Here is a 23,633-nt window from a genome sequence, read left to right on the forward strand (position 1 = left end):
AAATATTTTAAATAAATTATAAAATGTGAAAGGATAAGTTATTTATGGATAATAGTAAAATTTGTGTTGTAGGGTTAGGTGGAGTTGGAGGATATATTGGCTGTATGCTTGCAAAGCATTTTTCTAATGTTTATTTTTTAGCAAGAGGCAAAAGATTAGAATCAATAAAAAATAATGGTTTGAAATTATACAGTAATCTTCATGGAGAATTAAATGTACATCCTAAATTAGCAAGCGATAGCGCTGATGAAATTGGAATAATGGATTATATTTTTATATGTGTTAAACATTTTTCTTTGGAACAAGTATGTAAACAAATAAAACCGATGATTAATGAAAGTACTGTAATAATTCCATTAATGAATGGAGTTGGAGTATCTGAAAAAGTTAGAAAATTTATAAATAATGGCCAAGTTATGGATGGTTTAATATATATAGTTTCTGGGGCAGAAAAAGATTTTTCAATACATCATGCAAGTTCTTATTGTAAGATACATATAGGGTATGGCTTAAAAAACAATGATGAAGTAGAGAATGTATTAATTAGAATTCAAAAAATATTACAAGAAGCTGAAATCATTTGTAAAATAGAAGAAGATATAGAAGCTGCAATTTGGAGAAAATATATATTAAATTGTGCTTATAACGTAATAACTGCTTATTATAACGCAACAACAGCAGAAATTATAAAAAATGATGAAGCAATCAAGCAAACTAAAATATTACTAAAGGAAGCTTGTGCTGTAGCTCGTAAATTAAAAATTAATATTTCTGATGATTTAGAAGAAGAACATTTTTATCACTTAATGAATAAGCAAGCTGGAGAATCAACAAGTTCATTAAAAAGAGATATTGAGGCAGGAAGGCAAAATGAATTAGAGGTCTTTTCTGGAAAGTTAATTGAACTAGCTTTAAAATGTCAAGTAGAAGTTCCGATGAGTCAATTTTTCTATAGAGAATTAAAGAAAAAAGGTTAAGAATTATAGAATGTGTTTTATTACTAAAAAACTATAATATGTTGTATTTGAAACTTAATATATTCTAGAAAGTTTAATTCATAAGAGATTACTCCAAACTATTTGGCGATTCAAAGCAAATAATTTTATAAGGAATGAATTATACTATTTAGAACTTATATACAACATATTATAGTTTTTAAATTTTTATTCTTTAGCAATTTATATTCAAGTTAAATCTGTGGACGTTGTGCCCCTTGAGGACATAAGTTATGGAAAAGGCTGGTTCAGAAAGTTATGGCTCGCAAAGAGAATAAAAAAAGAAAATATATTCGCCTGCATAAAATAATATTCTTATATTTAGAATAGTTCAGTATTGTAGCATAGCTACTATTTTTATAAATGCATAGCTGCCGTTTCTGATGTACAGATTTTTCCTACATAATTTAATTCTCTATAAATTCCTTTTGAGCAGGTATTGTTACTCTTACAGTAGTTCCTTTACCTAGTTCACTGCTGATCGAAATGCCATAGTCATCTCCATATAGAAGTTTAATTCTATCATTAACATTTTGAATACCAATACTTGTGAAATGTTCATGCTTTTTAGAGGAGTCATTAAGAATTTTTTTGACTTCTTCAGCTGTCATGCCTACGCCATTATCTATGATTTCACAAATTAAATTTTGATTTTGTTCATTTACAAACACATGTATAGACCCATTATTTCGTTCATTAAAGCCATGAAAAAATGCATTTTCAATGAAAGGTTGCAAAATTAATTTTGGAATTACATAGTTTTCACAATTTGGCATTACGAAAAAATTTACATTAATATTATCTCCATAGCGCATATGATTAATTAAAACATAGTTATTTAAATTTTCTATTTCTTCTTGTATTGTTATCATTTCATTTTTATTACTAATAGTATTTCTAAGAAGCGATATAAATGCATCTATAGTTTGTATGGACTTTTCTGTGCTCCCTTGCCACATAAGCCACTTGATTGAAGCTAAAGTATTGTAAATAAAGTGTGGATTAATTTGCATTTGCAAAGCATGTATTTCGGCTTTTCTCTTTTCTTTCTGCATTTTTATCTGAGCATGAACATAATTATTTAAACCATCTAGCATATAATTAAAATTAGCTGATAGTTCACGAACTTCATAGCTTCCGACAACAGGAATATGATTATTGAAATCACCATGAATTATTTTAGGCATAACTTTAACAAGAGCTGAAATTGGTTTTGTCGTTCTTCGTATTACAAAGAAAGTAATAGCAATGAATATTGATGCAATTAATATGCTTACTGCTATAATTTCAGAAGAATCATATATCTCACTTAACACTATATTTTTATCAATAGTACCAACTATATTAAAATTGTAAGTTGATAAATGCTTTGATAATATTGCCACATCAGAAGAGCCTAATTTAGTGTTAACGTACTTTAGGTTATTATTTAAAATAACATTTGATATATTATATAAATCTAAATTCTTCGTCCCTATTTTTGAGGAAAGGCTAGAAGAAACAATGGTACCATCACTTGATATAATAGAAATACTATTTCCATTACCTACAAAATAATCATAATATTTATGAAATGTATGCTCGCTGATAAGTACATATACAAATCCATAGGGCTCTCGTGTAAGTTTGTCACATAAAACCTTTATGGCCACAATGGTACTAGAGTTCTTTGTAAGTTTTGTAAAGCCATGATCTAAGTATTGATATAAAACAGTATTTTTATTATCTAATGCTTTTTTAGTAAAGCTGCTATTTAAAACTTCATTAGTATCTATAATAAGGCGGTCATAATCACTTGCTACATAAGTATTACCATTAATGCCCACAGCTAGTACAGTGATATCATAAAGATCTTTATCAGGGATCATTTTATGGAAGCCTGTAAACATATTATATAAAGTTCGATAATTCTGTTGTGGTGTGAGGTCCTTTTCTGATAAATATCGCTGAAAATCTGGGATATAATCAATCGCATTCATAATATTGATTGTATTATCATTAAACGTATTGAGTTCATTGCTTATTTGTGTTAAAACTTTATAATTTGATTTGCTGAAAGTATCAGCAAGTGTATCTTTTGAAATTTTAATCGTAATAATTCCTATTGAAATAGATACTAAAATAACGCTTATAAGAACAACTGAAGCAACTCTAAAAAACAGGCTCGTAGAATGTATTGATTTTGATAATTTTAGCATAATGAAAAGTCCTTTCCTTTGTTACTATTATTAATATCTTTTTTTTCTAAAAGCGCTAGGAGTGAGTCCGGTAAATTTCTTAAAAACTTTACAAAAGTAACTTTGATCTGAGTAACCAACCATTCCACTTATATCTGAGATAGGAATATCTTGTTTTAAAAAATCACAAGCTTTTTGTATTCTAATTTTATTAAGAAATTCATTAAATCCCTCTTCATTATAAGAACTAAAGTAAGCTGATAAGTATGAATAATTAAAATTAAATAGCTTAGATACATTAGTTAAAGTAAGTTGCTCGTCGTAATGATCATGAATGTATTGAATAATTTTATTGATCATATGTGAATTTATTTTATTTTCATATGTGTCTATTATTTGTTTAAAGCGATTTAAGAGAGAATTATAGGCCACAAGTAAGTCTTCAGAATATTTAGTGTTATCTATGTCATGAAAGCACTCTTGCTTTAAGGAATTTAGCTTATCTAAATCGAAATTTAAATATTCTAAAGAAGTAATCACATTATAAAAAGAATTTTGAATTAATGCTTTTAATTCAAATTCTGTAAGAGATCTTTGATCAATAGCATTTGTAACATATATTGTTAGCATTTCGAACGCATTCTGAAATTGCATTATAGAAATTGATTCTGAAAAACGCTTAAAATTAAATTTTTCTATTAGCGATGGTGTTTTGAAGTTGGAAGAACACATTAAAGAAACATTTTTGTTGTAAAAATATTGCTGAGTTAACACTAAGAATTCCTTTTCGTATATGTCTTTAATATTTCTACTAGAATAGAAGAAGTTGCTTAATACAAAAAATGCTTCTTTAAAACTATTTGAAACTATTTCTGAAATATTTTCTAGCTTACTAAATAGAGAATTATAATTTTTATCATCAAAATTTAGAATCACAACTATGATTTCGTTTTCAATATTGGCAATTTGTATATTATAATTGGAATTTGATCCTTCTAAAGAAAATTCATTGCCGATTTCTGAAATTGTAAAATCAATAATTTCATGGCGTTTGTTATAATTATCATATATTTTCTTTGCGTTTAAACCAAATAAGCAAAATGATTGAAAAGTAAATATTGTATCAAAATAGTTAAAGTCAGGATCATTGTCAAAACCTGATATAAGTCGATTCAAGGAGCTATTAGTGAGACTTAAAGAGTTCCCTTCTAAAGTATTTCTTTTCATTTTAATTGAAATCTTTTTTAGAGTACTTAATAACTCAGAAGGATTTAGAGAAGGTTTTAAAATATAATCAACAGCACCATTTTGAAAAGATGATTTAACATATTCAAAATCGCTATAACTACTTAAGATAATAATTCTTATCTTAGGGTATTTGTCTTGCACAAATTTAGCTAATTCAACGCCATTTATTTGGGGCATTACAACATCAGAAATTATAATGTCAGGAATATCCTTTTTTATCATTTCGAGAGCTTCTTGACCATTAGAAGCCTGTCCTATAATTTGAAAGCCTTCTTTTTCCCAATCAATCATATGAGTTATGCCTTGCCGCATAATAAATTCATCATCAACAACTAAAATTTTACTATATTCGTTCAATAGTTAGCACCCCTATTCTAAAATTACCACAAGATAGATAAATATTGCTTAATACTGATTATACCTTATAGATTAAAGGTTTTCAATTAAACAATAAATTACTTTAGTAAAGTTTAGTAAAATATAATTGATTTTTTACTAAAAAGATAATAAAATGAAACTATAAATTTAGTTAATAGCATAAATCTAACATCAGAAGATAGGATAAATCAAAGAAGTAATGTAATTGATTACTAAGTAAGGTGTCCTAATAATATTAGCCCATAATTTTTTTATTCTCATATATGTTAAGTATTAATTAAATGTGACTTTATAAAAGGGTTGCATTTAGTTAATACGATTAACAACTTTAATTTAAAAAAGCAATAACTCTACAAGGTGAAAGTGAGGTAAGAGTATGATTAATAATAAGCCGTCATTAGATTGGCTAGAAAATCCAGAAATATTTAGAGTTAATAGAATAGATGCTCATTCCGATCATTGGTTTTATGAAAAATTTGAGGATGTTAAACTAGAAGACGTCATGCCTCTCAAGCAAAATTTAAATGGAAAATGGAGATTTTCATATAGTGAAAATCCATCATTAAGAATTAAAGAGTTTTATAAGGATGATTTTGATATAAAGGGATTTGATTATATTGAAGTTCCAGGTCATATTCAGCTTCAAGGATATGATAAATGTCAATATATTAATACTATGTATCCTTGGGAAGGTCACGATGAATTAAGACCACCTCATATTTCAAAAACATATAATCCGGTGGGAAGCTATGTAACATTTTTTGAAGTTAAAGATGAACTCAAAAATAAGCAGACTTTTATTTCTTTTCAAGGTGTTGAAACAGCATTTTACGTATGGGTAAATGGAGAATTTGTAGGATATAGCGAAGATACATTTACACCATCAGAATTTGATATTACTGATTATTTAAGAGAGGGAGAAAATAAACTTGCGGTTGAGGTTTATAAAAGGAGTAGCGCAAGTTGGATAGAAGATCAAGATTTCTGGAGATTTTCAGGCATCTTTAGAGATGTATATTTATATGCAGTTCCAGAAACTCATGTAAATGATATATTTATAAAAACAGATTTATATGACGATTTCAAAAACGCAAAGCTAAATGCTGAACTTAAAATGATTGGAAATTCAGAAACAACAGTTGAAACATATTTAGAAGATAAAGAAGGAAATAAAATAGCTATATCTGAAAAGATTCCGTTCTCTGATGAGTTGACTTTATATTTAGATGCGCAAAATATAAGCTTATGGAGTGCAGAAGAGCCTAACTTATACACACTTTATATTTTAGTAAATAAAAAAGATGGTAATTTAATTGAGGTTGTAACTCAAAAGATAGGGTTTAGGCACTTTGAAATGAAGGATAAAATTATGTGTCTAAATGGAAAGCGTATTATCTTTAAAGGCGTAAACCGTCACGAATTTAGTGCAAGACGTGGACGCTCAATTACGAAAGAGGACATGTTGTGGGATATTAAGTTCTTGAAACAACACAATATTAATGCTGTTAGAACATCACATTATCCAAATCAAAGCTTATGGTACAGGCTTTGCGATGAATACGGAATATATTTAATAGATGAAACAAATTTAGAAAGCCATGGTTCATGGCAAAAAATGGGGCAGATTGAACCATCATGGAATGTGCCAGGAAGTCTTCCACAGTGGCAGGCAGCAGTTTTAGATCGAGCATCATCAATGGTTGAAAGAGATAAAAATCATCCATCTGTCCTTATTTGGTCATGTGGTAATGAATCTTATGCGGGTGAAGATATTTACCAGATGTCTGAATACTTTAGAAAAAAAGATCCTTCACGTTTAGTGCACTATGAAGGGGTAACTAGATGTAGAGAATTTGATGACACGAGCGACATGGAAAGTAGAATGTATGCAAAGGCAGCAGAAATAGAAGAATATCTTAATGATAATCCAAAGAAACCTTATATCAGCTGCGAATACATGCACTCAATGGGTAACTCAACTGGTGGAATGATGAAATATACAGAACTTGAAGACAAGTACTCGATGTATCAAGGTGGATTTATTTGGGATTATGGCGATCAAGCTTTATATAGAAAACTTCCAGATGGAAAAGAAGTTCTAGCTTATGGAGGAGACTTTACAGATCGTCCAACAGATTATAATTTCTCTGGAAATGGTTTGATTTATGCAGATAGAACTATATCGCCTAAAGCACAGGAAGTTAAGTATCTATATCAAAACGTAAAATTAGAACCAGATGCAAAAGGGGTGACTATTAAGAATCAAAATCTTTTTGTTAATACCGATAAATATGATTTATACTATATCGTTGAAAGAGATGGAAAACTAATAAAAGATGGTTATCTAAATGTATCTGTAGCTCCAGGTGAAGAAAAATATATAGAACTTCCAATAGAAAAGTATAATTTTCTTGAAGAAATTGTACTTACAACCTGCTTAAGATTGTCACAAGCTACACTTTGGGCAGAAGAAGGATATGAAGTAGCATTTGGACAAAAGATTATTAAAGAAAAATCAGATATGAACAATCATAATTCAGAGTCTAAAATGAATATCATTCATGGAGATGTAAACATAGGGGTTCACGGAAAAGACTTCAAGGTTATATTCTCTAAACAAGAAGGCGGAATTGTATCCTTGAGATATAACAATAAGGAATTTATAACGAGAACTCCTAAAACTTTCTATTGGAGAGCAACAACAGATAATGATAGAGGAAATGGACATGAATTTAGATGCAGTCAATGGCTGGCTGCTACCATGGGGCAGAAGTATGTGGATTTTTCAGTTGAGGAATTTGATGAGAAAATTAAATTATATTATACTTATCAATTGCCAACAGTGCCATCTACTAATGTTAAGATAACTTATGAAGTATCTGGAGAAGGAATAATTAAAGTAAATGTTAAGTATAAAGGGGTTAGAGAATTGCCTGAACTGCCTGTACTAGGAATGAATTTTAAATTATTAGCCGAGTTTAATTCATTTAGCTGGTATGGAATGGGGCCGGAAGAAAACTATATAGACAGATGTGAAGGTTCAAAACTTGGAATATATGAAAGTGCACCAATAGAAAATCTATCAAGGTATTTATTACCACAAGAATGTGGTAATAGAACAGGTACAAGATGGGTAATAGTTAAAAACAATAAGAATGAAGGTCTTAAATTTACTTACGATAAAGTTCCATTTGAATTTAGTGTTTTACCATACAGCAACATGGAATTAGAAAATGCACTTCACATGGAGGAATTACCATCTGTTAATTTTACTCATGTGAATATAATAGGTAAACAAATGGGTGTTGGAGGAGATGACAGCTGGGGAGCACCAGTATTACCTGAATTCTGTATCGATTCAAGTAAGGATTTAGAATATAGTTTTATAATTTCTAAAATATAATACGCAGATATAGGAACTATAGATATCCAAAACAAAACTTAGACTTATGCAATAATTTACCGAAAGGACAGGTACTCTGTTGTTTCGGTTACTAAGAATAAGTTGAGGCTTTCTAACATCATAAGTTGCACCATTTCAGCATGCTCCCGAGACAAGCTCGTGACAAGCAAAAATGGAACAACTTATGATGAAGAAATGCCTGCAACATATTCTTTAATGTAACACTGCACAAAAGAGTACCTGTCCTTTCTGATATAGCAGATTTTTCAAGCTATAAGTATATCTCACCGAAATCATAAATATTTTGATTCCGAAAAGCTATGAAAATATCGCTGAAGGTTCTAAGCAGCTGGTTGTGCGCACCTTAGCATGCTCCAACTTTCAGTTTGACAAGCTAAAATGGAACAATCTACAGCTAAGAAACTTTAACAGCTCATTTTCAAATGTTTTCTACACAAATATATTTATGATTTCTAGTGAAGATATGAAATTAGATTTTTAGCGACTTTGTAAATATGTTAATCTAATAAATCGAATTCTTAAATTGTTTATCTATATAGATAAGCCAATTATAAGTTAGATTTATACTATGAAATATATCCCAACTAGAAATGGGTAATATACTTTTGTGGAATGTTTCATTGGTAATTTTGATGGATGTGATTCTTTGGCTATAAGTTGTTCCAAATGTGCTAGTTCAAAGCTTGTTCTTTGAGGCTAGCACTTTGGGTGCAACTTTATAGCCTTAGAATCACCCATCAGAATTACCTAGAAACTGGAACAAAAGTATGTTATTCATTTCGGCGAGTTATATGCATAAGTTCAGGTCTTAGTTGGTTTATCTATAAAATGTTATAAATTATATAAATGAAAATATCTATTAGATAAACATCGGTTAAGAGATTCTAGAAGTATATATCTATTAAGTAAAGAAAAAATAGGATACTCATAAAAGCATCCTATTTTTTGTATCATATAAGTTTATCATAATTTTATTAATTAGGATAAACTAAGTTTTTTTCAGTTATATTTAATAAGATATCGTTAAGAAATTTATTTGCTAAATATTTTGCCATTGGTAAATTCATATCTAAATAGTTTCCACAATCTTTTGCAGAAGCGCCAGGAATATCTCCTTCAAATTCAGCCATAAATTTATATAGTTCTGTAAGTAGAGGAACTATATCTTTAGATTTATAATCACCATGTAAAATTAAATAAAAGCCTGTCCTACATCCCATTGGTCCAAAGTAAACTGTTTTATCTGCATAATCTTTATGATTTCTTAAGAATGTAGCAGCTAAGTGCTCAATTGCATGCATCTCTGCTGTATTCATAGTTGGCTCAAAGTTTGGTCTAGTCATTCTAATATCAAAAGTTGTAAGAACTGTATCACCAAACTTATCTTGTCTTGAGACATATACACCAGGAAGTAATTCTAGGTGATTAATTGTAAAACTTGCTATCTTCTCCATTAACGTCACTCCTTAATATAATTTAGAATAAATGCTCAATAATATACTATAATAGTTACATCTATTAGAACTTTATTTAAATTCATTTCTATTAAATTTTAACACTTGTAATTCTTATTATCAATAATATGCTTATATATTAGATAATTGTTAAGAAAACCATAAGAAATATTATATGAAGAAGAACTTATAATTAATAGAGAAAAATATGATACTTTTAAATGACCAAAGACGATATCAGTGATATTATTTTGATAAAGAATGAAAAACAATAAGCGATAGAAATTATAAATTTAGAATATCATTTGTAGGAATTTGAAAGGAGAAAAAATGAATTATTTAGCGCACATATATCTCGCAGATAATAGCGAAGAAAATATGTTAGGAAATTTCTTAGGGGACTTTGTAAATAAGTCTTTGGAAAATGAATTTGAACAATCCATAAGACAAGGGATTATTATGCATAAAAAGCTTGATACTTTTACGGATTCACATCCAGACTTCATGAGGAGCAGAAAAAGAATTTCAAAAAATAATAGACGCTTGGCAGGTGTATTGATTGATATATTTTATGATCATTTCTTAGCTAAAAATTGGAAGGATTATTCCTCAATATCATTAGAAGAGTATGCTGATAATTTTTATAAGATACTTAGAAAGTTTTCTTACTGTCTGCCAGATAAGTTATTAAGAAGGATGAATTATATTATAGAAGAAAACTGGCTCCTTTCTTACAGAGATATACATGGCATTCAAACAGCAGTTGATAGGATTGCTACAAGATTTGCTAACACAAGGCACCCATTAGTAAATCCTATAGAGGAATTAATTAATAATTACGAAGGTCTTGAAAGTGACTTTAAATGTTTTTATCCTCATGCAATTGATTATTCAAATAAACTTAAAATAATTCTTTGATGGAACAATTTATAGTAGTTAGAGTTAATGTAGAGTATACAATATATTTTGGATATTAAACTAATATATTGTATATTTTTATGTTTAGAATATTCTAGTCTACAATAGGAAAACATAATTTTATTGAAATACTAAACTCTAAACATAGGTAATTTAAGGGTAGAGGAATGGTTTTATATTTTTAAGATGATCCATTATATGCGAGGATATTCAAAAATTAAATATTTTAATAAGAATATTTAAAAAAATATAGGCGATTAAAGACAAAAAATATAGTATTATATGAAAATCGTGTTATAATATTGCTTGTGAAATATAAAAGGAGGTGCCCTTATGAATAATAAATTGTCCAAAGATGCATATGGCGGTGTAGCTGGTAAGAACTATGTTCCATACATTTCTAATGGTTCTAAGTCGGGTGGAAACGTTTCGGTTTTAATTATTGGTATTATATTGGCTGTTCTATTTGCAGCATCAACGGCCTACTCGGGAATGAAATCAGGACTTACAGTTGCTGCTGGTATACCGGGATCTATAATAGGGTCTGGGTTTATAGCTGTATTTGCAAAGCAAAAAGGTATACTTGGTAAAAATTTAGTTCAAGGTATGTCAAGTGGTGGAGAATCTGTTGCTAGTGGTGTAATATTCGTATTACCAGCAATTCTTTTAATCGGCTCTAAAGTTAGTTTCATAGAAGGTTTTTCTGTTGGAGCAGCTGGAGTTTTATTTGGTATAGGAATAGCTTCTCTTGTTTACAATTACTTAATTGTTGAAGAACATGGAAAATTAATGTATCCAGAATCAATGGCTATATCTGAAACACTTGTTGCTTCAGAAGGTGCTGGAGAATCAATGAAGTTCATGGGAATTGGTTTTGGAATAGGCGGTATTATAACTGTTATAACAAGTTCATTTTTGAATTTAGTTAACAATGTTATAAGTTATGTAAATGAGTCGTTTTATAAGTGGAAATTTGAAGTTGAAGTTAATCCTCTACTATTAGGAATAGGATTCATAGTTGGTATGGAGGTTTCTTTAACCATGTTTGCTGGAGCTATACTAGCTAACTTTGGTATTATGCCATTAATAGGATACTTCTCAAGTCTTGGAAGAGATGGAGGATCTGTATGGAATAATCCTAATGTTGCTATAAATGCTATGCAAGTTAAAGATATAGCTGGTAGCTATGTAAAATATATAGGGGCAGGAATGATGCTTTCTGGTGGTTTAATAGGCGCTATAAAACTTATTCCTACTATAATATCTTCTATAAAAGAAACTCTTAATGCTAAAGCTTCAAATAGTGGAAAGAGTTCATCTGTTGAAAATATGATACTACTTGGTGGTATAATATTAGGATTTGTAGGTGGTTTTGTAGCATCTAATGGTAATATAGTAATGGCAATACTTGCTTCTATTTTATCATTATTCTTATCATTATTATTTGTTATAGTTTCTGGTCGTTTGACTGGTACTATAGGAACATCAAATCTTCCTGTATCAGGTATGACTATAGCTTCTATAGTTATTGTGACATCATTATTTGTTGTAATGGGATGGAAGAGCCCTGAAAGCAACAAATCACTACTTTTATTTGGAACATTTATTGTTACTGCTATATCAGTAGCTGGAGGGTACTCACAATCTCAAAAGGTTACTTTTGTAATAGGTGGAGACAAAAGAGAAATGGAAAAGTACTTTGCAATAGCTGGAATTTTAGGTGTTGCAGTGGTTGTTGGTACTATATTATTACTTTCAGATCAACTTGCAATGACTGGTGATAATGTTCCATTTGCATTACCACAAGCTAATTTAATGTCTACACTAACTGCTGGAATAATGTCAGGACAATTACCTTGGGTAATGGTAATTGCTGGTGTTGTTATGGGACTTGTTTTGTTTATGTTAAACCTTCCTATAATGGCAGTTGCTATAGGATTCTATTTACCTATATCTACAACTACTATAATATTGGCAGGAGCGCTAGTACGTCTATTTATAGAAAAGAATTCTAAATCTGAAAAGGAAAAAGAAGCTAAAGTTTCAAATGGTATAAGTTTATCTTCTGGACTAGTTGCTGGAGGTTCTATTCTTGGACTTGTAGGCATAATATTCCAAATATCAGGTCTTGTAGGTGGAGCTGAGCCAAGTGGATTTGCTGCTTCTAATGGAATGGCATTCATATTACTAATAGTTTTAGTAATAGCAACTGCAGTACCAATTCTAAAGAGTAAGGTAAAAGATGCTGGAAAATAATAAAGATGTTTTAGAGTTAGTATATAAAATATCTGATGATTTAGAGTATGAAGTGGATAAAAATAATATTGTGACTATACTTTTAAAACAAGACCATAAGGTCCAAAGGTTCTTTAGAAAACTTAAATTCAGAATTCCAGAGTATAAAAAGATTACTTTAGATGAATATGGAAGCTGGATATTATTTCAGATAGATGGAAAGAAAAATGTGAAGTACATAGGAGAAAGTTTAGAAGGAAAATATGGTGATAAGGTTCATCCGCTTTATGAGAGATTATTATTATTTTTAAATCATATCGATGTTAATTGTCACTATATAGAAAAAGTTGATTTTCAAAATTAAATATGACATTTTATTATACTTGTCATAAATTATAATATATAAAATTAAAACCATAGAGAGTTGAGTTTCTCTATGGTTTTAATTTTTTGTATACATTCTAGAAAGGGCCAAGTAAATATTTTGAATATTATAATGAAGCTAATAATCTATCATTATATATTGGACAATGCACCAATGAATAGTAGAGTTTTTATTTTAGTGATGTCAAGCAATCTGTTTCTTATTTGTTAATATAAAATTGAATATGTGTGAGTCTAAAGAGATGTATTAGAATAAAAGACTATTTCTAAATTCTAATTTGACTATAGTTAAAATTTGTATTATATTAAAAGTAGATGGAAAACTTTAATAAATTGGTAATAAAAAATTAAAAGTGTTAACAAATTCATTATTTGGGGGGCTATAAGTGAAAGAAATTAATATGAAATATGGAAGAGATAAAATGGAGGCTTTTATTGAAGAAAAAAATCTTTTGGAGATAATTGAAAGCAACGATTTTAAGAAGAGTAAGACAGAAGATGAAATTATAGCTGAGGCATTGTATAATCCTATTGACAGCGAAAGACTTAAAGATATTGTACATGAAGGTGAAAAAGTTTGTATAATAATTTCAGATATTACAAGAAGTTGGCAAAAGCCATATAAATTTTTATATAAAATCGTAGAGGAACTAAGTGAAGGCGGAGTTAAAGACGAAGATATTATATTTTTATCTGCTCAGGGTACTCATAGAAAACAGACAAGAGAAGAACATGAAATACTTCTTGGAGAAAAGCTATCAAAAAGATTTGAAGTTTATGATCATGATTGCTTCGATGAAGAAAATATGACATATCTAGGGGATACAAGCTATGGCACTCCTGTTATGCTAAATAAAAAAGCTGTTGAATGTGATCATATAGTTATTACAGGAGCAATAGTTTATCATTTTCTTGTAGGATGGTCAGGAGGGAAAAAATCTATACTTCCTGGTATTGCATCATTTAAAACAATATCAGCAAACCATTCACTTTCATTGAATGATGGATTTGGAAGCGGGACAAGAGAGAGTGTGTGCTCAGGCAATATTATAGAAAATCCAGTACATGATGATATGATGCAAGCAGCTGCAATGGTAAAACCAACATTTATGTTTAATGTAGTCATGGGACCTGATGGAAATATAGCAGGTGCGGTTGCTGGAGACTATATAACGGCTCATGAGGCAGGAAGAAAATTGGTGGATAGTATTGACGGTGTCAATATAAGGAGTAAATCAGATATAGTTATTGCAAGTGCGGGAGGGGCACCAAAAGACATAAATCTTTATCAATCAATAAAAACTTTGATAAATGCCAAAGAAGCAGTTGTAGAAGGAGGTACTATTATAGTACTTGCTGAGTGTAGTGAGGGAATTGGAGAAATTAAAGATATTAATGATATGATATTAAATTTTGACAATATGCTTGATAGAGAAAGAGATCTTAGGGAGAATTATACTATCTCAAAATATGTGGGATACTTCTTTTGCGAAACAGGAGAAAAGTATAGGTTAATTTTAGTTTCAGAAATTGATCCTGATTTGCTGAAAAATACAAAAATTATTGTTGTTAGAACGTTGGAGGAGGCACTTAAAATTTCTTATGATAATAATCAAAATAAAAATCTTACGATTAACCTTATGCCTCATGGAGCGACTACGCTTCCCAAATTAGTTTAAAATAGTATTGGTCATAAATTGTGAAATATTTAAAGAAAAGCACAACTATTCATTATATGGAAGTTAGTGCTTTTTTCTTGTATAAGGTTAAAATCCAATAAATATAAATACTTTTTTAGCAAGAAAAACACAAAGGTAATATACCGAAAGAATAAGCATAAGAATTCACATATTTATATAAAATATGCTATAGTTCATAAGAATATTTACAAATATGAGCCTGCGTAGATGTGAAGATTTTACCAAATTTTTAAGGAGAATAAGAGAATGGGGAAGAAAAACTAATTTAATGTATCATCACAGCATATATGAGGTTTGTTGACGGTTACTAAAAGTGCTATAATTATGTATAACAGGGGATGACAAAGGGGGAAAGGGTTGTAACAACCGACGGTATTATGAAAAATAAGGTTTTAGCACTTATATTAGCAACAGTAATCACTACAAGTAGTTCAATAGCTGCTTTTGCAGCACCTGATAATGCACAGTTGGATGCTTCAAGACAGAAATATGCTGAAATAGAAAATAACATAAAAGATATTGAAAATAAAATTTATGATTTAGATACTCAGATGGAGCCATTACAAGCAACTGTGGATAAAAATAAAATAGAGATAGATAATATTAATAAAATTACTGAGAAGACAAAAAAGGATATTGAGCAATACAAAAAAGACATTAATGATTTAGATCTAGCTTTAGGACAAAGAGTTAAAGTTATGTATGCATCAGGAGATTTGGAATTTAATTACTTAAATTTTGTTGTTAACTCTGATTCAACAACTGAATTTTTCTCAAGACTACAAGCTGTTAGTAAGATTGTAGGGAAAGACAAGTCTTACATAGAAGATATCAATAACAAGAAAAATGAATTAAATGCTAAAATAAAGTCATTAGACGATAAAAAAGCAGAAATTAGCAAGCTTAACAAAGAGACACAAGATAATTTAAATCAGCTATCGCAAAAAAAGAAAGAAGAAGAACAATTAGCTAATCAGGCTAAGGCAGAAAAAAGTAAATTTGATGAACAGTATTTATCACAACTTGAAAGAGAAGCTGTAAAGTATCAATTTGATGTAATTGATAGTTCAAATAGTTCATCAACAGAGATTCAAGGAGCAGTGAACCAGTTAATTAGTATTAGGGATAGTCAAATTAAGAGCCCAATTGTTACTAAGGAAATTAATGATAAAATAGAAAAAGGAAAGGCAGCCGCGGCTAAAAAGAAGCAAGAGGAAGATAGGATTGCTGCAGAAAGTGTAAAGCAATCAGTAGTAGCTTCAAATGTACAATCAAGCGTCAAATCAAAGAGTAGTCAGAAATCAAGTTCATCTGTAGCTGCGCCATCTGGAGGTAGTGCACAAGCAGTTCTTAATGAGGCATATAAGCATTTAGGAGCATCTTATGTATGGGGAGCAACAGGACCAAGTACATTTGATTGTTCAGGATTTACAGAATATGTTTATGAGCATGCTACAGGGATAGATATTTCAAGAACAACTTATACACAGATTGATGTTGGACGACCTGTTAGTGAGGATCAACTTCAACCTGGAGACTTAGTGTTCCCTCATGCTGGACATGTTGGAATATATGTTGGAAATGGACAAATGATTCATGCGCCACAAACAGGTGATGTTGTTAAGGTTGGTCCAGTATATAACTTTTACGCAGCAAGAAGAATACTTTAAAAAAGCTTTTATATTGGATTAGAGTATAATATAAAACATAAATCAATTTAGAATATATGATAAGGATAGAAACTTGGTGATTCTATCCTTATTGTTTTTTATTCTATAGGAACTGCTCATGACGGCAAAGCCTTAACAAAGTATACTGAGAATATTGGAAAGCACAATACGTAACATAACCACAGTTGCCTGCCAAGTTTTTCTCACATGAGTTCGAAAAGGCAGATGCGTGAAAAAAATCTTCGGCTTCACAGTCGCCTGTGATTTTTTATGCTAATATGCATTATTGAAATAATTGCATAAAAATTATATATTTAAGTCAGAACGGGAGGGATTTATATGAGAATAGACTACAAATATTTATATATTTTCATAGCTTTATTTTTAACTGAAGTATATATTGGAGTTTTCATACATGATAATATAATTAGACCTTTTATTGGAGATGTATTAGTTGTATGTTTAATTTATTTTTTTATTGGAGTGTTTACTAAGAAGGTTTCACCAATACAGGTTTTCATATTTGCTTGCTTAATTGAGATTGGCCAGTATTTTAATTTGGCTTCTCTTTTGCACATGGAAGATTTTAAAATAGCTAAGATAATTATTGGATCAACTTTTGATTTTTATGATATAATTTCGTATTTTATAGGAGCAATTCTTATATTTATATATAAAGCCATAGAAAAAATAAACTGTAAAAATTAAATAAATATTTTAGAGAAAAAATATAACTGCCCACTAAATTGTGGACAGTTACATTTAAACATTTAGTTAATTTAATAGTGTTATTTTGGAGTTCTTTTTAAAGTTGTATGGTCATATTTCCCTATGAATAGAGGGACTTTTTCAACATCAACATCACTATTCTCAAGACCAAACCATTTGGTTGGAGAAACTGTATATCTTTTTATGAATAATTTTGCTTTAAGTATGAATTCTTCCCAGAAATTTAAATCTGTTTCATACGAAAGCTGCTCTTGAATTAAAAGAAAACGGAAATCACCGACTTTTCTATCTGGCATAGTTGTATAGTTTCTAGATTGAATCTTTATTTCACCATTTTCAACTAACTCAGTTGAAATTTGTCGTAGAAAGACATTCAATTTTTGTTCTACTCTGAATCCAAGTCTTATTTGAACCCTTACAATATATAATGTTCCCAGAGTATCTACTGAATATTCTGCTACATAAGGCTCATCAGTAACAGCGATATTAACAAACCAATAAACATCTGCTTTTTTAGGTCTTTTGTCTAAAATAGAATACATTATTTTTCTTTCGATTTGTTCAGGATCATGGCTGCTGGTTAAACATACAAGATTTGTTGTATACTTAGGACGATCACTATCTTGGCGCAATTGATTAAGTTGGGTCTTATAATTTTCAATTGGCACATGTTCTAATAAACGCATCTTAATATAATAACCTTTGATCCAAATGTACATAATGCTTAAGATTGCAAAAGCAATTAAAGCAGCAATAAATCCTCCGTGAGTGAATTTGATAATATTTGCAATGAAGAAAGAAAATTCAAATGCACTAAAGAAAACAAGAATCAATACGGCAACAATGAGTGGTGTTTTTTTCTTCAGTAAATAGTTAAATAAAAGAATAGTAGTCATTAACATAGTAACCGTAATTGATAATCCGTAAGCTGCTTCCATCCTTGCAGAATTTCCAAAGTAGAGAACAATTCCGATACAGACAATCCATAAAAATCTATTAATCGAAGGTATGTAAAGTTGTCCCTTAGTACTGGATGGATACATAATATGTAATCTTGGAAATAAATTTAGTTTGATTGCTTCAGAAACAAGAGTAAAAGAGCCCGAAATTAGAGCCTGTGAAGCAATAATTGCAGCTAAAGTTGAAAGTATTATACCAAAAATTAAAAAGGAAGACGGAATCACTTGAAAAAATGGGTTTAAGCCTTCCATATTAGTAAAAGTTGGATTATTCCTAGCTGATAGTAACCAGGCTCCTTGGCCAAAATAATTCAATAGCAAACATATTTTAACAAATGGCCAAGAGCCATAGATGTTATATTTACCAACATGCCCGAGATCTGAGTAAAGAGCTTCTGCACCTGTTGTTGCTAAAAATATGCTGCCAAGTATGAAAAAACCTGCTTTGTTTTCGCTGCTAAAAAGAGTGTTAATTGCATAATATGGAGATAGGGCACGCAATAATGTCCAATTGTGCGAAATACCAATAATTCCCCATATGGCTAGCGCAGAAAACCAGACAAACATTATTGGACCAAACATTTTTCCAATTAAATCAGTCCCAAAGTGCTGAATGAAAAATAGAGCACTTAATATGATTATTACAATTGTAACAATATCAAGCTGACTACCAAAGAGAGCGCTAAAACTTGGAATTAAATCCAATCCTTCCACTGCTGAAGTTACAGTTACGGCAGGAGTTAGCATCCCATCAGCTAACAAGGCCGATCCACCAATCATTGCTGGAATTATAAGCCATTTTGCGCGATTTCGGACTAAGGTAAAGAGCGAAAAGATTCCACCTTCGCCATTATTATCCGCATTTAAAGTTATAAGGACATATTTTATTGTTGTTAAAATTGTAATTGTCCAAAAAATTAGAGATAATGATCCAAGAATAAAGTTTTCAGATATATTATTCAAGCCCCCATTACCTTCAATAATTGATTTCATTACATAAAGTGGTGAAGTTCCAATATCTCCGTAAACTACACCTAGTGCTATAAGTATTCCTCCAGCACTCAGTTTTGCAACATCTCCATGTTTTGTAGTTGATTTCACATTAATCATCCTTTACATCAAAAATAGTTATACATAATTCCTAAAATTAAATAAACGAAATTTAAATACTTTTAATTTACTTTTAGTATGTAAAGTAGGTAAATTAATAATTATTTTAAGAATAATTATTATAATAACATTGTTAAAAAATATTAGTCAAACTATTAAAAATAAGATAATATAACAAATAACGCTAAATATATAGGATTTTAGCCCTTATATGAGGATTTGGACTAATATTGATAAGAAGTAAACAATAGTCTATCAGCTTATGAGTTTATTATGCTGCAAGCATAATAAATATATTTATAGAAATAATAAAAACGAAATGATTTGTTACAGAAATTTATCTCTATAAAAATAATTTACCCAATTTTTAAAAATAAATCAGAGCTCGGGAGATAAATTTATGAAGAATAAGCCTTATGATAAAAGAAACAGTATTAGTAGTTTAGGAAGTGATTTGACTACAGCAATTCAGAACTTCCATTATTCTGGAGAAGAGATTAAAAAAATCAGTAATAAAAAGAATAATAAAATTGAGAGATAAGTGGTTTTCTTTGAAAATGTTTTGGTTGAAAACGTATATATCTAGAAAAATAATCATTCATCATAATTCTAAAAATATTGCAAGAATTTTAGGCGCAATTGTGAATTATGAAATGTGCATTGTGAATTGCAGCATATTATTTAAAGAAAATTATCTTAAATAATTCTTTAGAAAGGAGAGTTTGACTAATGAGTAGAAATCGTGAAGGTAATAAGTTTAAGAATATTATGAGTGTTGGAAATTTCACTAAACATGCAGTAGAAAATTTCGAAGAAAATATAGTAAATCAAAGAAATTATTTAGAGAAAGTTAAGGAAAATGAAAAATCTAGAGAAAATGAATAGTTCCAATTAGGAGGTGAGAACATGGAAAGTATACTAGGTTATTATTTAATGCCACATCCGCCAATAATTATACCAGACATAGGTAAAGGTGAAGAAAAGAAAATAGAGGAAACAAGTTTAGCATGCAATAAAATAGGAAGAGAAGTAGCAGATATTAAACCAGATACAATAATAATTATAACACCTCATGCTACAATGTTTTCTGATGCAATATCTATATCAGACGAGGAAAGAATTTCAGGAGATTTAAGCCAATTTAGATGTACAAACATAAAAATGGATATTCCCATAGATAAGGAGTTTAATGTCAAGCTTGGAACAGCATGTCATGTAGAAGGAATTCCGTCAGTTCTTGCAGATTCGGAATTATTACGTAGATATAATGTTAATTATGAATTAGACCATGGAAGTATAGTACCACTATATTTCATTAATAAATATTATAACGATTATAAATTGGTTCATATTACTTACTCAATGATAGGAGATATTAATTTATATAAATTTGGTATGGAGATAAAAAATGTAGCAGAAAAATTAAATAGAAAAGCTGTTATTATAGCAAGTGGAGATCTTTCGCATAAACTTAAAGATGAAGGTCCATATTCGTATTCGCCATATGGAGAATTATTTGATAAAGCTCTTTTGGGTAACCTTGAAAAAGGAGATGTTTTAGGCGCTTTTAATATGAATAAAACTATGATTAGTGAGGCTGGACAATGTGGGCTAAATTCAGTTTATATACTTCTTGGAGCAATGGAAGGTAAAGAAATAAAAGGACAGCTTTTATCGTATCAGGGAACTTTTGGAGTGGGATATGGAGTAATGAAACTTAGTAGACAGCAGCAAGATAGAGACTATTTAGACGAGCTAACAAAATATAAAGAAGAACAATTGAAGACAAAGCTAAATGAGAGCAATGCCTATGTAAAACTTGCAAGAGAAAACCTAAATCATTATTTTTCTCACGGAAAAAGTATAGAAGACATTTCCAATTTGCCAAAAGAACTATTAAACGAAAGACATGGAGTTTTTGTATCTTTAAAAAAGTTTGGTAACCTTAGGGGATGTATAGGAACAATTGCACCAACAACAGGTTCTGTGGGTGAGGAAATAATAAGAAATTCTATAGAAGCAGCTATGAGTGATCCAAGATTTTCAGAAGTTTCAGAAGATGAAATGGATGACATTGATATATCTGTAGATGTTCTTATGGATTCGGAACCATGTAATAAGGAAGATTTAGATCCTAAAAAATATGGAGTCATTGTTTCTTTAGGAATGAGACGAGGGTTATTGCTTCCGGATCTTGAAGGTGTGAATACTGTAGATGAACAATTGCAAATTGCATGTGATAAGGCAGATATAGATTTTGACGAGGATTATAAGATAGAAAGATTTGAAGTTGTAAGATATAAGGAAGGATAGATAATAAATTTATTTAAAGTTAAAGAGGAGGTAACTAAAAATTTATTTTTAGAATTAGAAAACCGCCTCTTTTAGTATAATAAAAGAATATAAAATTTAGTAATTAATATTTATAAGGTAAAACAAATTTATTCAAAAAATTGCGATATTCCTATTATTATCATTAATATACCGGCTAAAATAGTTGGTTTATTTCCGATATTTAGCTTTGTGATAAATTTCAATGCAAAGTTACCAGAAAAAAATATAGCTAAACTAATTATGAAATATGGCAAGGATACCATAAAGGCACTATATCCTATTAATGCAGAGCTAACTGAGCTGCTTACATCATCAAGTGCTAGAGCAATACCTATGGAAAAAGCGTCTTTATAGCCCAACTCCTTTACTTTGCCAAAGTTATCATTTTGCTTTTTAGAAAGTGATGTGTATATCATCTTTATGCCCATTAATACTAAAAGAAGCATACTTATGATAGAGCACTCTTCATCATTAAGGAAGGTTGATATAAATTGTCCAGATAAAGAGGCTGCAAAAGATACTGCAAAAGCAAGAAAGGCTATTAATAGGTTTTTAGAAAATTTTACTTTGATTCCAGCTATTCCGTATGCTATTCCTACTCCCAAATTATCGATGCTATTAAGAATTGCTATTAAAAATAAATATAGTAATTGCATAGTTTTCACTCCCTTAAATAAGTTAAGTAAAATGAAATTTTATATAAAGAAAGTTGCGTAAAATTAGTTTTGTTATTTACGATGAGGATGTTATTCTATGCTTTTTGTATATTATATGATGGATAGCATATTATGTTATACATTTTTGCCTGCAAAGAAAAATCATTTAAGCAGTTTAGATAGTATAGTTTTAAAAATCAAAGATATTTATGAATATCTTATACTTTATTTAAAGAAGGTGATAAATAGTGGAAAAAAAGATACCGTTTTATGAGGAAGTCAAAGACAAAGTAAGATGTAGAATATGTCCACATAATTGTTTAATAGATGAAGACAAGTTTGGAATTTGTGGAGTTAGAACGTTGGAATCTAAAGTACCTATTGCAATAAATTATGGAGAAGTAACTTCAATGGGAGTTGATCCCATTGAGAAGAAACCCTTATATCATTTCAAACCATCAAAAGATATTTTATCAATTGGAAGCTTTGGGTGTAATATGACGTGTAGCTTTTGTCAAAATTATGAGATATCCCAGGGGAAACCACAAACCCAATATATAAGCGTTGAAAAACTAATAGACATTATCCCAACCATAGAAAACAATATTGGTGTTGCATTTACTTATAATGAACCTTTTATGTGGTATGAATACATGTATGATGCTGCAAAGGTCATAAAAGAGAGTAATACTGATACAAGTGTTGTGGTTGTTACTAATGGATATATTAATGAAGGGCCGCTTAAGAAGCTTCTTCCGTATGTAGATGCTATGAATATCGATTTAAAGGGATATACAAATAGATATTATAATAATATTTGTGGTGCAAAACTTGAGCCTGTTCTAGAAACTATAAAAAGGTGCAGTGAATACTGTCATGTGGAAATTACTACTCTACTTGTCAGCGAAGAAAACGATTCATTAGAAGAAGCAAGGCAAATAGCTGAATTTATAGCTAGTGTTAATGAAAATATACCTCTTCATTTAAGCAGATATTTTCCAAGATATAAGATGGAGAATGAGGCTACAAAAATAGAAAAGATAACAGAAGCTCAAAATGAAGCAAAGAAATACTTAAAACATGTGTATGTAGGAAATATTCAAGGAGTTGATAATAATACTTATTGTGATAATTGCAATGAACTGCTTATTGAGAGGAATGGTTATTCAACTAATGTATTTATAAAAGATAATAAGTGTCAAAAATGTGGTGAGGAAATAAACATAATATTGTAAAATAGGATTTAAATTTTAAATGATAAT

18 protein-coding genes are annotated in these 23,633 nt (G+C 29.7%); 13 read left to right on the forward strand and 5 right to left on the reverse strand.

The genetic code is table 11. The features are described 5' to 3' along the window. Nucleotides 1–44: 44 nt before the first annotated feature. A complete protein-coding gene (locus PZA12_RS06810; protein WP_103697634.1) occupies nt 45–977 on the forward strand; it encodes a ketopantoate reductase family protein in 933 nt (310 codons plus the stop codon). A 425-nt stretch (nt 978–1,402) separates the two neighbouring features. Here the strand turns inward: PZA12_RS06810 and PZA12_RS06815 are convergent, their stop codons facing one another. Both PZA12_RS06815 and PZA12_RS06820 read right to left on the reverse strand, forming a co-directional pair. Then, complete coding sequence (locus PZA12_RS06815; protein WP_103697635.1) at nt 1,403–3,193, reverse strand: cache domain-containing sensor histidine kinase; 1,791 nt, start codon at nt 3,191–3,193, stop codon at nt 1,403–1,405. Nucleotides 3,194–3,223: 30 nt separating this feature from the next. Next, a complete protein-coding gene (locus tag PZA12_RS06820) occupies nt 3,224–4,777 on the reverse strand; it encodes a response regulator transcription factor (protein ID WP_103697636.1) in 1,554 nt (517 codons plus the stop codon). Between the two features lie 397 nt (nt 4,778–5,174). Between PZA12_RS06820 and PZA12_RS06825 the strand changes: the two genes are divergently transcribed. Next, nucleotides 5,175–8,201 (forward strand): glycoside hydrolase family 2 TIM barrel-domain containing protein, encoded by a 3,027-nt coding sequence (locus tag PZA12_RS06825; protein WP_103697637.1) that lies wholly within the window; start codon nt 5,175–5,177, stop codon nt 8,199–8,201. 995 nt (nt 8,202–9,196) lie between these two features. On the opposite strand, the gene PZA12_RS06830 is transcribed toward PZA12_RS06825, so the two are convergent. Next, a complete protein-coding gene (locus tag PZA12_RS06830; protein ID WP_026889258.1) occupies nt 9,197–9,676 on the reverse strand; it encodes an S-ribosylhomocysteine lyase in 480 nt (159 codons plus the stop codon). A 330-nt stretch (nt 9,677–10,006) separates the two neighbouring features. Between PZA12_RS06830 and PZA12_RS06835 the strand changes: the two genes are divergently transcribed. The 6 genes from PZA12_RS06835 to PZA12_RS06860 all read left to right on the forward strand — a co-directional run bounded on the left by PZA12_RS06835 (nt 10,007) and on the right by PZA12_RS06860 (nt 17,291). Beyond that, nucleotides 10,007–10,594: an ACP phosphodiesterase gene (locus tag PZA12_RS06835; RefSeq protein WP_103697638.1), complete on the forward strand. Its 588-nt coding sequence runs from the start codon at nt 10,007–10,009 to the stop codon at nt 10,592–10,594. A 333-nt stretch (nt 10,595–10,927) separates the two neighbouring features. Beyond that, on the forward strand, nt 10,928–12,850 hold the full coding sequence (locus tag PZA12_RS06840) for an OPT family oligopeptide transporter (protein WP_103697639.1): 1,923 nt from the start codon (nt 10,928–10,930) through the stop codon (nt 12,848–12,850). Further along, nucleotides 12,837–13,193, forward strand: a complete 357-nt coding sequence (locus PZA12_RS06845) for a PqqD family protein (RefSeq protein ID WP_103697640.1) — start codon at nt 12,837–12,839, stop codon at nt 13,191–13,193. Before PZA12_RS06840 ends, PZA12_RS06845 begins: the two co-directional genes overlap by 14 nt. Before the next feature lie 406 nt (nt 13,194–13,599). Then, nucleotides 13,600–14,892, forward strand: coding sequence for a nickel-dependent lactate racemase (gene larA, locus PZA12_RS06850; protein ID WP_103697641.1), 1,293 nt, complete (start codon nt 13,600–13,602; stop codon nt 14,890–14,892). Between the two features lie 398 nt (nt 14,893–15,290). Further along, nucleotides 15,291–16,583 (forward strand): NlpC/P60 family protein, encoded by a 1,293-nt coding sequence (locus PZA12_RS06855; protein ID WP_171770842.1) that lies wholly within the window; start codon nt 15,291–15,293, stop codon nt 16,581–16,583. 339 nt (nt 16,584–16,922) lie between these two features. Further along, nucleotides 16,923–17,291 (forward strand): DUF2809 domain-containing protein, encoded by a 369-nt coding sequence (locus PZA12_RS06860; RefSeq protein ID WP_077843428.1) that lies wholly within the window; start codon nt 16,923–16,925, stop codon nt 17,289–17,291. Nucleotides 17,292–17,371: 80 nt separating this feature from the next. On the opposite strand, the gene PZA12_RS06865 is transcribed toward PZA12_RS06860, so the two are convergent. Continuing rightward, nucleotides 17,372–19,372: a KUP/HAK/KT family potassium transporter gene (locus tag PZA12_RS06865; RefSeq protein ID WP_319801733.1), complete on the reverse strand. Its 2,001-nt coding sequence runs from the start codon at nt 19,370–19,372 to the stop codon at nt 17,372–17,374. Between the two features lie 409 nt (nt 19,373–19,781). Between PZA12_RS06865 and PZA12_RS06870 the strand changes: the two genes are divergently transcribed. The 3 genes from PZA12_RS06870 (at nt 19,782) to amrA (ending at nt 21,694) form a co-directional block, all read left to right on the forward strand. Then, a complete protein-coding gene (locus PZA12_RS06870; protein WP_168983396.1) occupies nt 19,782–19,922 on the forward strand; it encodes a hypothetical protein in 141 nt (46 codons plus the stop codon). Between the two features lie 188 nt (nt 19,923–20,110). Beyond that, nucleotides 20,111–20,266, forward strand: a complete 156-nt coding sequence (locus PZA12_RS06875; RefSeq protein ID WP_168983397.1) for a hypothetical protein — start codon at nt 20,111–20,113, stop codon at nt 20,264–20,266. 21 nt (nt 20,267–20,287) lie between these two features. Then, the gene (gene amrA / locus PZA12_RS06880; protein WP_103697642.1) at nt 20,288–21,694 is read left to right on the forward strand and encodes an AmmeMemoRadiSam system protein A; all 1,407 of its coding nucleotides are present in this window, start codon (nt 20,288–20,290) and stop codon (nt 21,692–21,694) included. Between the two features lie 128 nt (nt 21,695–21,822). On the opposite strand, the gene PZA12_RS06885 is transcribed toward amrA, so the two are convergent. Further along, nucleotides 21,823–22,371, reverse strand: a complete 549-nt coding sequence (locus PZA12_RS06885; protein WP_103697643.1) for a manganese efflux pump — start codon at nt 22,369–22,371, stop codon at nt 21,823–21,825. A 97-nt stretch (nt 22,372–22,468) separates the two neighbouring features. On the opposite strand from PZA12_RS06885, the gene PZA12_RS06890 reads away from it, so the two are divergent. Both PZA12_RS06890 and amrS read left to right on the forward strand, forming a co-directional pair. Next, nucleotides 22,469–22,645 (forward strand): hypothetical protein, encoded by a 177-nt coding sequence (locus tag PZA12_RS06890; protein WP_338481380.1) that lies wholly within the window; start codon nt 22,469–22,471, stop codon nt 22,643–22,645. Then, a complete protein-coding gene (amrS, locus tag PZA12_RS06895) occupies nt 22,620–23,606 on the forward strand; it encodes an AmmeMemoRadiSam system radical SAM enzyme (protein ID WP_103697644.1) in 987 nt (328 codons plus the stop codon). The genes PZA12_RS06890 and amrS overlap by 26 nt, the downstream gene beginning before the upstream one ends. Nucleotides 23,607–23,633: the final 27 nt, after the last annotated feature.

Origin of the sequence: Clostridium beijerinckii (genome assembly GCF_036699995.1) — a bacterium.
GTDB classification, from domain to species: Bacteria; Bacillota; Clostridia; order Clostridiales; family Clostridiaceae; genus Clostridium; species Clostridium helianthi.